Raw genomic sequence first — 17,509 nt, 5'->3', positions numbered from 1 at the left:
TTAACTGACATTCCTTTTGGCACTTTGCTTTCACAGCCGACACCACCAATCAAAGAAGGATATACATTTAACGGTTGGTACATAGATAAACAGCTAACAAAGCCTTGGGATTTTGCCGCTGATCAAGTAACTGCAGATACCACGCTTTATGCGCAGTGGACGATTAATACATATAGTGTTTACTTTGACAGCAATGGCGGTACACTTATAACATCGTTAACTGACATTCCTTTTGGCACTTTGCTTTCACAGCCGACACCACCTATTAAAGAAGGATATATATTTGGTGGATGGTTTATTGACGAACAATTAACTAAGCAATGGGATTTCACTGCAGATAAAGTGACCGGAGATACTACCCTTTATGCTTTATGGATAAAACAGGGAATTATACCCCCAACACTTCCTCAACAACCTAATCACGACTCTTATGAAAATGTAGATACAAAAGATCGTTCTGATTTAGAACTTTATTTAGTTGTCGGAGTATTTTCAAGTGGTTTAATGCTTTATTTATTTTTTAAAAGAAAGTCGTTAAATAATTAAATTATCAATAAAGAACTGATTCTGAATCGTCAAAAGAATCAGTTCTTTTTAATTTACATGTATGAAAAATAAACCAATATTCATGATTCTACCGCTACATCAAAATCACCAATTACTTTTCTTTTAATGCTTATTTTTATGTTCTTTTACTTTCTTTAATCGTACACATAAAAACTGTATAAATTAAGCAAATTTGCTTAACTCATACAGTCTGGGATACATTGTTGTAGCGTCTATTCATATTCAATAAATGTATCATAGATCAATCCATCTTTTATTTCTAATCTGCGTTTTGATAGCTTATCAATAAAATAACGGTCATGAGATACAAACAGCAATGTTCCATTATAATCCAGTAATGCCTGTTCCAAAATTTCTCGTGTTTCAATATCAATATGGTTGGTCGGTTCATCTAAAATCAAGAAATTTACTTCATTTTGCATCAGGATCGCCAATTTCAGCAGCACTTTTTCACCGCCAGATAGACTTCCCACACGTTTAAAAACCTGATCCTTATAAAAAGCATATTGAGCTAAAATGCTTCTGGCCTCCCCTTCAAAACATGGACATTCTTTTTGAAATGCTCGCAAAATGGAATCCCGGTCATCCTCAAAGTGAATTTCCTGTGGAATATAGCCAATATTGGCTGTTTCGGCTATTTTCAGTTCACCGTCATATGCGGTTAAATCCCCTAACAAAGCTTTGATAAAAGAGGTTTTCCCCGATCCATTATTTCCTAACAGCACAATTTTTTCCTGATAATAAAGTGTGAAACTGGCTTTTTTAAACAACGTTACATCCCTATAGGAAATACCGAAGTCTGTTACTTTCAACACTTCATTGCTGCTTCGCTCTCCGGTAAAGTAAACAGGTATCTTCTTCTTTTCTAACTGCGGCTTATCCAGAACCTCCATCTTTTCCAAACGTTTTTCCAGCTCTTTCGCCTTTTTAAAGAATTTCTCATTGTCTCCTTGATTACCCCAGTCACGATAACGCTTAATGGAGGCTTTCATTGCTTCTATCTTTTTCTGTTGGGTTTTATACTGTTCAAACTCCAGCAGCAACAAGCGTTCCTGTTCTTTCATACTGTAAGAATAATTCCCATGAAACAGACGACTCTCCCCGCTTTCCAAAATAATCGTTTTATTCGTAACTCGATCTAGGAAATAACGGTCATGAGATATAATCACGACAGTTCCCTGATATTTATTCAAATAATTTTCCAGCCATTCCAGCATCACAATATCTAAATGGTTGGTTGGTTCATCTAATAAAAGAATATCCGGCTCACTCAAAATCAGCTTCGCTAAATTAACAACGGTCTTTTGTCCTCCACTCAATAAAGAAAAAGGCTGATCTAAAAGGCTTTGCAGCTTAAATCCGGTAATGACTTTATTTAACTTTTCTTCAACCTCATATCCGCCTAAAGCGATATAGTGATTTTGTATGTTGGCATACTTATTTAATAAGGATTCGTTGGTACTGTCCTGACTCATTTCAATTTCCAATGCCCGCATTCGCTGTTCGACCTCTTGAATTTCCAAGAAAGATTCCATCAACAGATCGTTTGTGGTAGTATCCTTATTTTCAATTGTAGGGATCTGTTCCAAATAGCCGATAGTTGCCTGTTTACGAATCGTAACTTCCCCTGTATCAGGAAATTCCTGTTTCATTATCATTTTAAACAGTGTCGATTTTCCGCTTCCGTTTTTACCGATAATACCGACATGATCACCGGTCAAAATTTCAAAGCTGACATCTTGCAGTACCTGTTTATATCCAAAGTTTTTGCATATCTTGTGCATTCCTATTTCTATCATTTTATTTGCTCCTTTATTTTAGTTTGATTCTTAAAATAAACAGAGCCTAAAAGGAATAGGATTAGACGATTTTAATCATCGCTTCGTACAGAAGAGGAATTCTCTTCTTATCGTCTAGCCTATTTTACAGACTCTGTACGAAGCTGAGTGCCTTCGACTCTACGGCAGATATAACCTAGAATCATGTTGACCACCTCCATCTATCTAATGTTATCTTCACTTTATCACAGATGACAGGCATTGCCTACTGATTCTCTTTATTTTATGAAAAAACCATCTCTCTATTGAGACATGGCTTTTGCTGCTTTGATAAATGCTTTAAATATGGGATGCGGACGATTAGGACGGCTCTTGAATTCCGGATGGAATTGAACCGCTACATAGAATGGATGCTCCTTTAATTCAACTGCTTCAACCAATTCATTCTCTCCATCACGATAAGTTCCGACAATAGCCATTCCAGCTTCTTCAAATAATGAACGATAAGCATTATTAAATTCATAGCGATGGCGATGACGTTCCATAATATCAGAATGCTGATAAATTTCTTCTAAACGGCTGTTAGGCTGAATATGGCATGGATAAGCGCCTAAACGCATTGTTCCGCCTTTATTTTCCACATTCTTCTGATCTTCCATGACATCAATGACATAATGATCACTTTTTGTCTGAAATTCACTCGAGGTTGCATCTGTGTAATTTAGGACATGACGGGCAAATTCAATACAGGCAATCTGCATTCCTAAACAAATCCCGAAATAAGGAATATGATGCGTGCGGGCATATTGTGCTGTTTTGATCTTTCCTTCGATTCCACGATAACCAAAACCACCGGGAATTAGGATTCCCTGACAGTCTTCAAAAACAGAAAGCGAGGCTTCATCTGTGATGGCTTCACTATCCACCCATTTAATTTCCACTTTACAATCATTAGCGGTACCGGCATGATGCAAAGATTCTACCACAGATAAATAAGCATCATGAAGTTCCGTATATTTTCCGACCATCGCAATTTTAATTGATTCTTTAACATTCTTTTCACGTTCAATTAACTGCTGCCATTCCTTTAAATCAACAATTTGTGGATCTAAATGCAGTTTTTCGCAGACAATATCGGCTAAATGCGCTTCTTCAAGCATTGGTACCACTTCATATAAAGAGGACACATCATAATTGTTGAGGACACATCTTTCTTCGATGTTGCAGAACTGAGAAATTTTACGGCAAATCGATGAAGGCAGTGGCATCTCGCTGCGGGCAATCAGTATATCACTCATGATTCCATAAGACTGCAGCTCTTTAATTGAATGCTGAGTTGGCTTAGACTTAAATTCCTTACTCATTTTCAAATAAGGGACTAGTGTCACATGGATATATAAGCAGTCCTGCTTTCCTTTTTCCTGAATGATCTGACGAATAGCTTCTAAAAAGGGCTGACTTTCTATATCTCCGACTGTTCCTCCTACTTCACAAATCAAGACTTCACATTCACTTTGCTTTGCCGCTAAATAAATATTTCGCTTGATCTCATTAGTGATATGAGGAATCACCTGTGCCGTCTGTCCTAAAAATTCTCCTTTTCTTTCCTTGCTAATCACATGGTGATAGACTTTTCCGCTGGTAATATTACTGTATTTATTTAAATTAACATCCATGAAACGTTCATAATGTCCTAAATCCAAATCCGTCTCTGCCCCATCTTCGCTGACAAAGACTTCGCCATGCTCTAAGGGGCTCATTGTTCCCGGGTCAACATTTAAATAAGGATCAAGCTTCTGTGCACTGACCTTAATTCCTCTGGCTATTAATAATCTTCCTAAAGAAGCGGCAGTGATTCCTTTTCCTAATCCCGAAACCACGCCGCCGCTTACAAATATAAATTTACACATATAAGATCCTTTCTAAATACTTTGATAGCGCTGAATAATTTCAGTGGCAATCTGTTTTCTTGTTTTTCGTTCGTCCATTGCCGTTTTTTCAATATAACGATGAGCCTTTGCTTCCGTCAAGAATTCATTTTCCATCAGTAAGCATTTCGCCAGATCCACTAATTTTATTTCCGCTATTTTATTTTTTAATTTTTTCTGTTCTTTTAGATAATTCTGAAAGCGAAAAGAATTCGCTCTTAAAAATGACAGCAGCTGTGCCAAAATCTCCTTTTGCACCGGCTTGCTTATCACAAATACACCGTATTTTTCTACCCTTTCTCGAACCGAATACACATACTTGCTTGCTAAAAGCAACAAAATATTCAGATCCGGATAGCGATTGAGCAGTTTTAATACATACGCTATTTCATGCTGATCAGAGGTAAACGGGAGATCGATCAGCACTGTATCAATGGAATGCAGCATTATACTTTTAGTAACCTCTTCCTTACATTTCGCCAAGATGACTTCACTTGGATAAAGCTCTTGAACGATCGCTTTTAACTGCATAAAACGATCTGTTTTTGTTGTACAGATAAGTATCTTCAGCATCAAATAACCTTATTTCTTATGTAATAACTGAGTTCTGCTTTCGACATAGTAGTCAATCAGGGATGAAGGGAGGGTTTGTTTTATAAATTCACTGTTTTTAGCGATATTGATCGCTTCTTCTAAAGTTCTGGGCAAAGTGTCCAAGACACTCTGATTGATTTCTAAATTCTTGGTACATTCGTCCATCAGCTCCAGCTTATTTTCAATGCCATCCATCCCAGATGCAACCAATAGATTGACTGCCAGATATGGATTGCATAAAGGATCACTGTTTCGCACTTCACAGCGAACTAAACGATCTTCCACTCTTGGAACACGTACCAAGGTCGTGCGATTCGAATGTGACCAAGAAACATATTTAGGTGCTTTATCTTCTCCTAAACGCCGATACGAATTAATGTCCGGATTTAAAAACAATGCCATTTCTTTACTGTGAGCTAAGATTCCCGCAATAAAGTGTTTCAGTAACTCCGGTTGATCGAATTGAAAACTATTTTTACCGTTTCGATAGAGTGATAAGTTAATATGCAGTCCGTTCCCGCTTGCAGATTCAATCGGCTTAGGTAAAAATGAAGCATATAAACCATGTAATTCAGAAATTGTTTGAACTGCCCATTTAAATGTAATCAGCTGATCACAGGCAGTCAAACCATCACGATATTGAAAATCTACCTCATGTTGTCCGGGACCCTGTTCATGATGCGAGCTTTCAGGTTCAATTCCCATCTCTTCTAAGGTCAGACAGATATTGCGGCGGATATCTTCGCCTTTATCCAGCGGCGCCACATCAAAATAGCCGCCCTGATCATGAGGAATCCATGTACAGTTGCCTTGTTCATCGGTTTTAAAGAGATAGAATTCACATTCTGTCCCACATAATACCTGATATCCCTCTTGCTTTACTTTTGTTAAACGCTGCTTTAAAAGACTGCGGCAATCGACTTCTAAAGGAGTCTTATCCGGATAATGAACACTGCAGAAAAAACGAATAACGCTGCCATTTTGCGGTCGCCAAGGCAAAATATCAAACGTAGAAGAATCCGGCATTAAAAGTAAATCTGATTCTTCGATCCTGCCAAAGCCGGCAATCGCACTGCCATCAAATAAAATACCTTCTTCAAAAATACGTGGCAGCTGACGAGGCATTACCGAAATATTTTTTTGATTCCCTAACAGATCACAAAAAGCTAGACGAATGAATTTAACATCGTGCTCTTCTATAAATTCTAATATTTCCTGAATGGTATGGTTCATATACTTTCCTCCTTCACAAATGAAAAAGCGCTCTTAATGGGACAATAAAAACACGATGTTTATCCACATATAAGAACGCCTTTGTTCTGTATAACACAGAAATATAATAGGGAATAGCGTATTAAATGTCAAGAAAAAACTTTGTTAAATCCATGCTTTTATTATTTTTTGACATATTCATTGAGCTTTATGTCCGATACTTTAAATTTACCCTATTTTAACGATATTATCCTCCTTATTTTGTTTAATCAGACAATCAATAAAAAGGATTGACAGACCATAACGCAGACAAGGAAAACAAGGATGTTAGATATATCCCCCTTATTTTTTGTATAAACCAATAAGAAGGAACAACAATGAGAAAGATTAAAGAGACTTTTAATACGATGGTACTTAATGAAAATATGATGTAAGAACATTTGTCTAAAGAGATAAAATAAAAAACTGCAATGCAGTTTTCTATTTGTTATTTAATTCTCGTATTATTTTAATCACGCTTGATGAATCTAAGCTCTCACTCTTTTGTTTTATTTTGTTGTCAATGTGACTGTTCTGTAAATATAACTGTATTTTGCCAACTTCGTTCCATGATTTCAAATCTTTTAGCTGATAAACCAAAGATGCATCTATTCTCTTACTAAACCAGTGTATCTTACGAATAAAACAACCTCTTTAGAACATAATATTAGTAATTATATAAGGAGGCTGTATATGCAATTAAATGAGCGTCAAAAGAACTTTTTAAGTGCTTTTAAAGAAACTGTCTGTATTACCCGTGATCAAAACGGCAGAACGTTTATCTGTAAAGATAAACCCACTTTAGATGTGGAATTAGGAGAATGGGAGGATGCTGATTTTATTGAATTAGATCCTCAGTTATTCCCCGATTTAGACTGGCAGACATTATATTATGCAGAAACGATGCTTCAAGATGTGAAATAAACCCGTGAGGGTTTATTTTATTGAGAGTAATTCTTTTGCTTTAACAATATCTTTCTTTTTAACGTAGAGTGTATACATCTTGGAAAATTGTCCGTCATCATAATCTAATGGTGAAGGATTCGAATAACTGGAAAATGTATTCGGCATTCCCATCTGACCGGATTCAATCCCCACTTTCGTCTTAATACCATAATCGTTTAAGATACGAACCATTTCCGCAATCTGATCTTGATCATAGCTGGAAAATAAATCTGTAAAGAACCAATTCAGCATATTATCTTCTCACCTTCTCTATCTATTTTACCATAATTTATAAAATTGACCTATAGGAATAGGAATTTAGACAAAAGAATTTATTTTCCATAAAAAGACAGGCAAACACCTGTCTATTATACTTTCTTTTTCTTAATCATCACCAAAGCCAATAAAGACATACCTATCAGCATAATATATAGATTAAGTGCAGTAAAATCTCCTGTATCCGCTATACCGCTTGTTTCCTGTTTGACTGCTGCTGACAGAGGAGTTGAATCCTCCTGTGGAATCTGAGGTGGGGATTGGTTTTCATCCGGTGCTTCCGGCTGGTTTAGATTTGGATTAATTGGCTTCTCCTCCCCTGTATCTGATTTATTGCCGATAATCGCATAATAAGAGAAATGACTGCTTTCAAATACAAGCGTATCCCCTTCACGTTCATAATGAACAAACTGCATGCGGTTATCATCACCGATATGCATTAACAACAAATTCTGATACTCCTGTTGTTCTTTTGACAGAGGAATTTTAACAATGACCATTCCGTCCGGTTTCACTATTTTTCCATCTAATAAAAGATGGATATCGTAAATATCTTTTACTTCCTGATTATTCAGCAAGCTATTATTGATCATTGTCCCTACTGTTTGCCCGACTTTTGATGTCACCTCTTCTACCATAAGAACAGTGTCCGCATCAAAATCAGTTCCATATTTTCCGCTTACTGTAAATCCATATTCAAAATTTACCAAATGATCTGTTCTGATTATGTTAATAATCTTATTTATTTTATCAAATAAATCTTTATTGATTAAAGACTGCTGATGTCCTGTTAATGCTTCATACTGATCGATGACTGGTCTTAATATCTCTTTTTCTGCTGAAGTATATTCTTCTTTTACTATGACATCTTTCAATGTATTCTCCATAGCTAAAACTTCTTCTATAGTGTTAAGCATTCCTTGTGCTTTGTTCTTTAGTTTCTTCAATTCCTCAATCTGTTGATCGCTTGCATCCTCAATGTCTATTTTATTATAGGTATCGATTGCTTTTTCAATTATATCTTTATCGTTTAACTCGACATTATAATCAGCTAATGATGAATCCAGTATCGTTCTTAATGCTTTTGTTTTATAGATCAGAACATCGGACTCATTTCCCGCCTTATCTACACCTCTCAATTCATAGAGATAGGCATAAGAGCTTTCATTTTCAATCTCGATTAAGAATGTATCTGCATAAACTAACTTATCATTAATCATAAAATAATCAAAGGCTAAGTCTTTTACCTCTACCACCTGATTTACATAATAAGTTTCATCATTCTGTATTCCCGATAATTCCGGTTTTGTCTTATCTAAGCTATATACAAGATGAACTTCTAAAATCTTATGATCACTTGCCTGAATATAATAAAGTGTCAGCGGCTGGTCAATACCTTCTTCACTAATCGTGAAAGTATGTTTGGCAGAGATGATATCCGGTGTTGCAGACAGCCAGTCACTTCCTGCATCCAGTGTGAAATCCTCGTGATAAAAGCCATTTTCATTTCTGCCCTCCGCAGGCATTAAATCGCCTTCGTATTCAGCATAATAAACTTCGTAATTCAATTCTAATACAGAGCCTTCATAAGCACCGATTCCAGTTACTGTCAACGTCTTTTGTCCTGCGGTAGAGTTATCGGGACTACTATGTATAGTATAATCCGTTCCATATCTTAACGTAGTATCCCCACTTACCAATGTAAAAGGAGTATAGAAATTCCCTCCGGTGTGTTCATAACGATCATTGAATCCCTGAACCATTGACATTTCTAAAGACTTTCCGACAATCTTATATTCTTTGCTGAACTGTGAGCCGCTAAAATCATAATTTTCCATATCCCAGAAAGTGTTCATATCCTTTTGCACTTCGTCCATCAAAACTCGAAATTCATAGGTTCCCACTTTCTCAAAGCTTGCACGCTCTTCTCCCTTATACACCTCATAGGGAATTAAACTTGAATCAGCTACAAGACCTTGTTGTGCCCAAAAGAGGGATTCATAATACATTGGTGAAATAAACTGTGCTCTGCCTGTGTACTCATATTCACTTTGTTCATTCCAACGCAGTACATTGGGTTTAGGAGTCAATTTTCCTTCAAAAGTAGCAGATGAAACAGAAAGCTGATATTTTCCGGCATCTTTGCCTGTCAATGATAAATCTGTTAATTCCACTTGATTAGCTAAATAAACATTTTCATTGTTAAAAGCTGCTGTTGCTGCTAGTGAGACATCATCGCCGGGATCTACTCCCTGCAAGACATAATCTTCCTTTTGTAATGTGTAATTGACAGTATTATCATACTCTTTTGTAATTACTTGATTCTGTTTGACTGTCAATGTGGTCAGTGCGGAGACCTTTAAATCCCAATGCCCATTAGGCGCTGCCAGCAATGCAAAGATCATGATAAACAGACCTGCTTTTCTTACACGCAGTAAAACGACAGAAAAATCATGCTTCACTCTAAAATGATGAATAGTATGTTCTATAATGGGTTTTATATATTTTGAAAAAATAGAATATCTTTTATAATATCTTACAAAGCACGTCAGATAGACCAAAAACATACCAAAAGAAAACATTCTGTTAAAGCAGGCTGATACAACGGCAATCAACAACCACCAGCCCATTAAAATCGTCGCATATCTTACTTTAAGTCTTCTTCCTTTAAACATACCCTCCCCTTCTTTCCTAAGTTATTTTCCTTTAAGCATTTTAACATTACCGTCGATCAAAGCCCCTTCCTCCACAATAATTTGTTTTGCTTCAATATCTCCTTCTACACTTGCTTCTTTCATGAGATGAAGCTTTCCAGCGATATGTACATTTCCTTTACAGCGACTATCTAAGACCACTTCCTGAGCAATAATCATTCCAACAATATAACTTTTTGCAGTCGCATTCAGGGTGGATTGACATTCAATATTCCCTTTGATCTTAGAATGATTTAAACCCACGCTTTCCGCATGAACATTCCCAACAATCTCTCCGCCATTTACTGTAAGTCGTCCCTGAATCATGACATCCCCCATAATTTTTCCCTGCACTTCTAAATCATATCCGTCGTTGATGCTTCCGTTAATCACTGTCCCGTCAGAGATAATCGAAGGTTTTCTGGTAATCGCGATTTCTTTTTTGATTTCTATTTTTGGGTCGTCTCTTTTTATCTCTTTTATTTCTTTGATTTCACGTATGTTTTCTTTGACTTGATCTTCTTCATCAAAATAGCGATCCTTTAATTTATTTTTAAAATCGTTAAATTTATCCATCTTATCTGCTCCTCTTCTATCTCTTTATTAGACAGGAAGGGAAAGATCCCTTCCTATTGTTTTTTATCTTAAATATTTCTTCTTTTCCAGCCACACTACAGCTCCAAGAGAAATAAGTCCCATCAGTGCATAAGCGTTTATCAGTGTATTGTCCGATGTATCCACCACTTCATTTTGTGTTTCATTTTGGGAAATATCTATTGAATTGTCACTTAATATCTTTTTTGCTTTAGCGATAATGCCATAATAGCTGAGATGATTGGTTTCAATATAGATGAATCCATCTTTAATGATAAATGGATATTCCACTACATCTCCATTGGCGTTGACATAAACCGCCTTAATAGCTTCATACTGATCGATATTTCCCGATATTTTCAATATAATAGTAACCATGCCATTTGGCTGAATCAATACATCTTTATAAGTTAAATGAATATCATATAAAGCGATTAATTCATACCCATTAAAATGCTCATTCAGTCTATTGTTCAGCTGCTGGCTGGTGTTAGTATCCAGCTTATTAAAGACATCTTTAATGTGAAGCTTTGTGCCGTTAATAAATTTTGTTCCGTTTACTCCTCTAATCGTTACATCTTCATTTTTGATTTCATCTATTAATCCGTATTGAATCATGTCACAGTAGTAATTAATTTTATTTTCATCAAACTGAGCCTGCTGTTGTGATGATAACTGCTCATAAAGATTGATCCATTCTTTTAGCTGTTCCATTGATTCAGCAGTATTAAAATCAAGCGAATCTAACTGTGTTAACTGTTCATTTAATTTTATGCAGGCTTCGATTTTAGTAAGCAAAGTCTCTGCTTTGTCACTTTGTTTTTTTAAGTCTGTCTTATTTTTTTCAGTCAGATTATTTTGATAATCGTTGTGTACTGTTTCAATTTTATCCGCAATCGCATCCACTTTATCTTTATCACTAATTACAACGTTATCCTCAGTCAAGTCTTTGATTGCTTCTTCTATCGCCTGCAATTCTTTTTGTAAGACTTCTATTTTGTTTTCCAATTGATCAATCGTTGTTTGGTGATCTTTTAACTGTGTTTGTTCATTATCGGATAAATTCTGACTGCATTCTTTTTTAACAGCAGCAATCTGATCTTCAATCTTCTTAATCGTTTCCAGATCGGTTTCTTTTATAGTTGATTCATTATAACCATTTAATCCTTCTTCTACCTTGGATAGTGCCTCTTCAACACGCTGAAGAATATTTTCCAAAGATTCAATCTTTGTTTTTTCATTGGCAATGCTTTCTTTTTGATCGTCATTCATATTGGTCTGATAGTTATTTTCCATCTGATCAATCGCCTTTTTCACTTCATCGATTTTATTCTGATCCTCACTGGTTACATCTTTAGCTGAAATATTCTCTAAACAATGGTGAATCGTATTCATTTGAAGTTGGATATCCTGAATACAGCCTTTTAACTGATTTAAGACTCCTAACTGATGATTTAGTTGTTCGATTACACTATCACTTAACGAAGTATTCAGCAAGGCTTCTTCAATAGTTGTAATGGCTTGATTTACCAGAGATTCGTGTTCTAAATTGACATTTTCAAAATTAATACCGCCTGAGCCTGCCATCATCTGATAAGCCTGACTAAAAATGCTTGAATCAAATCCGGCTAAGGCATCTTCAACTGCCTTCAATGCATCGTTTGCTGCCTTAATCTTCGCTTCCAAGACAGGAATTTTATTATTCAAATTATCTGTTAAGTGATTTATTTGACTTACCAGAAGGTTATCTTTAGCATTATCCAGCATTTTAGTTATTTTCTCTTTTGCTAAAGCAACAGCGTCTGCATCGGTTGTTTTAACGGTTGTTTCCGTTAAATTTTGAAGTAGATTTTCGATTGTGGTTAACTGCTCATTAAGTGTATTTATCCTTACGATAAAGTCAGAGATATTTTCTTCCAGTCTTGTTAGTCGCTCTTTTTGGCTGACAGTCAGTATTTCCTGAGCATAAGGAAATGCATTCAATGCAGTCTGTGCAGATAATACCTGTGTTTCATCACTTGTTTTAATATTGGATAAGGTGATCCCAGACAACTGATTCTCAATGTATAAAATAGCATCATCAATATTATCTAATTGCTGAGTTAATTCCCCGATCTTGCTAAGCTGAGCATCAATCGTTGTTTTTTGTTCTAAAGTCAGATGCTGACTGTAATCTAATTTTTGAATATCCTCAAATTCTTTTAAAATATCGATTGTAATATCCTCAATATTAATAGAAGATAATACTTCCAGTTTATTTAAATAACGAATAACCTCTTCTATTTTGGCATTAAGGTTTTCCAGTTTTTCTTGATGTCCGCTGATACTTGCGGCTTCATCATCAGTTAAGTTGGACGCAATATCCAATATAGCGCTCAATGCTTCAGTAATTAGTGGCTGATGTGTCGATGTCACCGTATTTAAATCAATCGCTGCTGCCTGATTGATCTTCTCAATTTTTTTAGCTGCTTCTTCTATTTTTGCTAAGAGATTATCTCCTTTTGCCAAAGCTAAATCCAAGGCTTCGGTCTGTGATACGGATAGTTGACTTGAATAGTCCGTCTTTACCTTTTGAATTGCCTGCTGAGCAGTTTCAATGGCTGACCAATGATTAGAATTTACCTTCTCAATTTCATAATTCTTTAATGTATCAACAGCCTGTGTCACTGCTCCTTGAATGATATCTAATTGATCAATCAATGCCTGTGCATTCGCTCTTTTTTGATTCAATAATACTCTTTGATTATCTGTCGTTGCAGGTAAAACAAGCAGTTCATCAATAGCGCTAATCACTTCTGTAATCGTTACACGCTGATCTTCGGTTACAGTGTCCACACTCAAATCTCTGATCGTGCTGTCAATGTCTGCAATAGAATCCAAATCGACTTTATTTTTCAAAGCATCAAGATGTTCTTTTAGCTTTGTCAGTTTAGCTGTCTCCTCACTCGTTAAGTTTGGGCGCAGCTCTTCTAATTTGGTATAGGCTGATTTAGCTTGCTGATAAGATTCCAAAGTTACTGTATCGACGGTGATTTGCTCGATAATCGCCGTATTTTCACTAAAGGTTTTCGTGACCTCTTTAATACGTGTCAACAAAGCCTCGGCACGAATCAGCATTGCCTCTAAAATTCCTTTATCTTCGACACTTAAACGATTTTCACCGGTTATTTGATAAGCCTTGACTTGTGCGATGACGTCTTCAACGACAGCTTTATCACTTGACTTAATATTTTCTGCAGTGAGTGACTTAATTGGTGATTCCAAAGCTGTAATGACATTGGATAATGCATTAATCGCTTCAATCAGCTGTGTGACTTTCGTCTGTGCTTCTAATAGAGTCGGATTGCCGCTTCCTGATTCAAGCAGACTGGTATTTATTTCATTTAACTGCTTCTGATACGCTTCGATGGTTCCTTTATCCTTACTGCCAATAGTTAGAGCAGAATAACGATCTAATGCTTGATGAATGCCTGTCACTTTGTTTATTTCATCTCGCAATGGCTGAAGATAGTCATTGATCTCTTTGATCAGATTTTCTCTTCTGACATTGACTTCTTTTGTTAATTTTCCATAATAATTCGCTCCGTTGTTGACTTTCTCTAATAAGATGTCAAACTGACCACGATCATTATATACAAGGGCTGGATAGCTTGCCTTTAATCCAATTAACTCACTTTCATAGCCTTGAATGATTAACATATTAATGTTTTGTTCTTTAAGCATGATTTGGGCATCTAGTGCATTGTATTCTTCCATACTCAAAACGGTTTGTTGTCCAACTAATTCATCTCGCATCTTTTTAATAGCTTCATTCAATGCTTCCGGATCAGCAGGCGTTTCAACAATCTTAAAAGTCATCTGCGAATTATTTGCTCCATCAGTTGCTTCAATCGTATACGACTGCTTATCTTTTGCTTCTAAAGTCAGCGTTTTTAAACCTTCTTCATTCGTAACGAAGTTTGTATATGTCGCTCCGTTCATCGTGACTGACTTTAAATTCTGATCTTTTATGACAATGCGGTGCTGTAAATAATATTCTCCATAATCGGCAACACCCTCGATCTCCGGCGGTGTTTTATCGATGGAATTGACTGTATAAACAGCGCTGGAATGATTGCCGGCATAGTCTTCCACCGATATTTCATAACCATCCGATGTATCCACATCAAACGTATAAACACCGTCTCCTAAACCCGTTAAAGGATAATCTTTTGCTGGGTTTAAATAGCTTTTTACCTGTAAGGTACTGCTTTTGATTCCGGTTCCGACATCACTGACTTTAAATTTTAAGGTCTTAGAAACAGCCGGGGCTTCCAACTCCTCCAAAGAAGTTAAAAGCGTAATATTTGGTGCGGTATCGTCCCCTTCAAAAATAACTTTTATCTTTTTAGATACACTCTCACCATCTCTTGATAAGGTAAGGGTAAAGGTTTGTTCTGTATCATATTGTGAAGCATACATCTTAGTGATTTTTACTTCGATACCGTTTAATGAAAGCAGATCACTGATAAAATCGGGAAAAGCAAAGGTGATGCTGTCATCAATAGTGCTTCCTTCGGTTAAATATTTTAATACCGTTTCACTGGCTGTTCCTGATGGAACGGTAATTGTATCAATCACTTTTAAAAGGTTAACTAATAATAGATCTTTTACAGTGTTAGTTACCTTTATATCAATTGTTTTATCCGCCAAAACATTAGTCACGGCAACCTCATCCGTTCCTAACACATTGGCATTAGCACTGGTGACTTCTAATCGCTGATGATCGGATAATAGTAATTTAAAAGTATAGTTCTTCCCTTCGATCACATCAACAAAATAAGTTCCGGTCTGTTCTCCTGTAACATTAAAGGTCAAACGGTAACTGCGGACAGTTTCTGATGAAGGCGTATCTTTAGTTAAATTTTCTAGTTTTGCCAAGGCATCCAATGCTTCCTTATAGGCCTCCTCAGTGTCAAATTTATCCGGTGAAAGCCAAGTATCCTCTTTTTTGCCTTCAACCTCCTTAGTTACTAATTCCTCATATTTATCATTTAATTCGGCGGCATCCTCTACCTTTTTAAGGTCATCTACCGTTGTCAGATCTTCTTTAGAATCCGGCAGTTTTGAAATGGCATCAAGCAATGGATCCAAATACTCCTCTTTTACAATACCATCTACTTTTTTCTCTGCTTCTTCAAGTTTAGTTTTTGAATCCTCGCTGACATAGTCCTTTGCATCTGTGCTTAAATCTTCAAATTTATCTTTCGCTTCATCTACTTTTGGTTTTTCCTCTTTAATATTATCTTTTGTAATCGTTTCTGGTGCCGATAATGTTTCTTCAATAAAATCATCAACAGCTTTAGCGTCGACTTTCTCTGTTGAAATCTTAGTATCAGCATCCAAGCTTGAATAGTAAGTCAGATCAGCAGACTGCCCTGCTTCTAATGTTCCTAAATCAAAATAAAGGAAAATATCCCCATCCATATAGGTTCTGGTTCCATTTAGATCGCTGTTGTTAGCTGTCTTCATATAGCCTTTTTCATTATAGATATCATTAAAGGCAAAGACATAAGAGGTTCCGTTTAATGCATATCCTGCCGTTGCTCGTGAATCGGCCGCATAGAAAATAAACGGTGCATCATTGATCTTCCCATAAGCTGTCACTTTCGCCGAAACACCAGGTACATTTTGAACATAGTTATGTGTATCATAAGAAGAAAAAGAGTTTTGATCAGGATCAAATGAGCGCATGTAACGAACATCACTCAAGACTTCACCACTGATGTTTTCTAGTTTTACTTTAGTCGTATAAAGCTGATCGTCTACTCCCAAATAGACTTCCTGTGTTACCTTTATCTTGCTATTAAAAATAGTTCCATTCGTTAAAGCACCGATAACCTCTTTTTTCTCATTATAAATAAAATCCGTAGAGAAGTTATCATCAATATTGATTTTCTTACTTGTTGCCGTATTTGCCGCAGAAGCATATGCCTTAGCTGATCCATTGATCCCTACAGTCCAGCCTTCATCGATCGTTCCCGGCATAAAGAAATCATTTGTTTTCGATTTCATTCCACTGTACCAGCCGTTTTCATTGGCAATCATTCCAATACGGTTCGTCGTCTGCGGCAATAAATTACTGTCGGTATTATGGAAATTTGAAGGGGCACTTCCAACTGAACCAAAAGAGCCAATACTGCTGATTCCTAATTCAATATAATTTCCCCCGATAAAACGATCACCGCTTGTATTTTTTCCACTGATCAATTGTGTGACCTTGCTTTTGGCATGTACAGATGAAACAGTAGTCAAACACATACTCATCACAATGGACAGCGCTAATCCTCCTTTTAAAGAACGACTCATCATTTGATGGCGATAAGATTTATTTTCTTTAAGTTGATTCAGATATTTTTTGATTGTCTCTTTACTTATTTTCTTATTAAAAGAATGAGCGATTCCTTGAATCTTTTCATATTGCTTTAAAAATACTGTTTTAATATCTCTATTTTTATTTACAGTATATCTTAATGCCTTCATTTTCTTTCGATACTCCCTAAAATGCTGAGTTTCCACAAAAAAGATATGTTTTACTAACGCAAAAGCTCGCTGTCCCCTTTGCTTTAGAGCCCGCAAGTTTTGACTTAACTGTTTTATCCAATGTAAAATCCACTTTTTAAGTGTCCTGATCCCCAGCATAAAGAAGTAACGTATACAAAACAGCATGAAATGCCAGCCTAGTTTTCGCTCTTTATGATGGGATGATCTTAATTCTTTTTTATTGTTTTCCTCTTGCATCATGATCCCTCCATCTATATACAGTTCTCTATAGGATATTATATCAATAATGGATAAGCTCAATTTCAAAGAATCTCAAAGATTTATTGGCAAAAATAGGGTA

The 17,509-nt window shown here is 36.1% G+C and carries 10 protein-coding genes; 2 read left to right on the top strand and 8 right to left on the bottom strand.

The features are described from left to right. The coding region (locus ACLRVU_RS06830) for an InlB B-repeat-containing protein (RefSeq protein ID WP_412891281.1) at positions 1-546 on the top strand (546 nt) is incomplete at its 5' end. A gap of 233 nt (positions 547-779) precedes the next feature. Here ACLRVU_RS06830 and abc-f read toward each other — a convergent pair. The 4 genes from abc-f to ACLRVU_RS06810 form a co-directional block, all read right to left on the bottom strand. After that, entirely contained in the window at positions 780-2,366 is a 1,587-nt protein-coding gene (gene abc-f, locus ACLRVU_RS06825; RefSeq protein WP_412891280.1) for a ribosomal protection-like ABC-F family protein, read from the bottom strand. Positions 2,367-2,647: 281 nt separating this feature from the next. After that, positions 2,648-4,255 carry a CTP synthase gene (locus ACLRVU_RS06820; protein ID WP_412891279.1) on the bottom strand — a complete coding sequence of 536 codons (1,608 nt, stop codon included), beginning with the start codon at positions 4,253-4,255 and terminating at the stop codon, positions 2,648-2,650. Positions 4,256-4,267: 12 nt separating this feature from the next. Next, positions 4,268-4,846, bottom strand: coding sequence for an ANTAR domain-containing response regulator (locus ACLRVU_RS06815; protein ID WP_412891278.1), 579 nt, complete (start codon positions 4,844-4,846; stop codon positions 4,268-4,270). Between the two features lie 9 nt (positions 4,847-4,855). Beyond that, positions 4,856-6,100 carry a glutamine synthetase family protein gene (locus ACLRVU_RS06810; protein WP_412891277.1) on the bottom strand — a complete coding sequence of 415 codons (1,245 nt, stop codon included), beginning with the start codon at positions 6,098-6,100 and terminating at the stop codon, positions 4,856-4,858. Positions 6,101-6,811: 711 nt separating this feature from the next. On the opposite strand from ACLRVU_RS06810, the gene ACLRVU_RS06805 reads away from it, so the two are divergent. Then, positions 6,812-7,042: a hypothetical protein gene (locus tag ACLRVU_RS06805; protein ID WP_412891276.1), complete on the top strand. Its 231-nt coding sequence runs from the start codon at positions 6,812-6,814 to the stop codon at positions 7,040-7,042. Between the two features lie 12 nt (positions 7,043-7,054). Here ACLRVU_RS06805 and ACLRVU_RS06800 read toward each other — a convergent pair whose 3' ends face one another. The 4 genes from ACLRVU_RS06800 to ACLRVU_RS06785 form a co-directional block, all read right to left on the bottom strand. Further along, complete coding sequence (locus ACLRVU_RS06800) at positions 7,055-7,315, bottom strand: hypothetical protein (protein WP_412891275.1); 261 nt, start codon at positions 7,313-7,315, stop codon at positions 7,055-7,057. 116 nt (positions 7,316-7,431) lie between these two features. Then, the gene (locus ACLRVU_RS06795) at positions 7,432-10,014 is read right to left on the bottom strand and encodes a YDG domain-containing protein (protein WP_412891274.1); all 2,583 of its coding nucleotides are present in this window, start codon (positions 10,012-10,014) and stop codon (positions 7,432-7,434) included. A 21-nt stretch (positions 10,015-10,035) separates the two neighbouring features. Next, the gene (locus ACLRVU_RS06790; protein ID WP_412891273.1) at positions 10,036-10,608 is read right to left on the bottom strand and encodes a bactofilin family protein; all 573 of its coding nucleotides are present in this window, start codon (positions 10,606-10,608) and stop codon (positions 10,036-10,038) included. A gap of 63 nt (positions 10,609-10,671) precedes the next feature. Beyond that, positions 10,672-17,409 carry a hypothetical protein gene (locus ACLRVU_RS06785; RefSeq protein ID WP_412891272.1) on the bottom strand — a complete coding sequence of 2,246 codons (6,738 nt, stop codon included), beginning with the start codon at positions 17,407-17,409 and terminating at the stop codon, positions 10,672-10,674. Positions 17,410-17,509: the final 100 nt, after the last annotated feature.

This window comes from Beduini sp. (assembly GCF_047239305.1).
Taxonomy (GTDB): domain Bacteria; phylum Bacillota_I; class Bacilli_A; order Erysipelotrichales; family Coprobacillaceae; genus Beduini.
The sequence above is the reverse complement of the archived record's forward strand: the minus strand, read 5'-3'. Positions and strand labels throughout refer to the sequence as shown.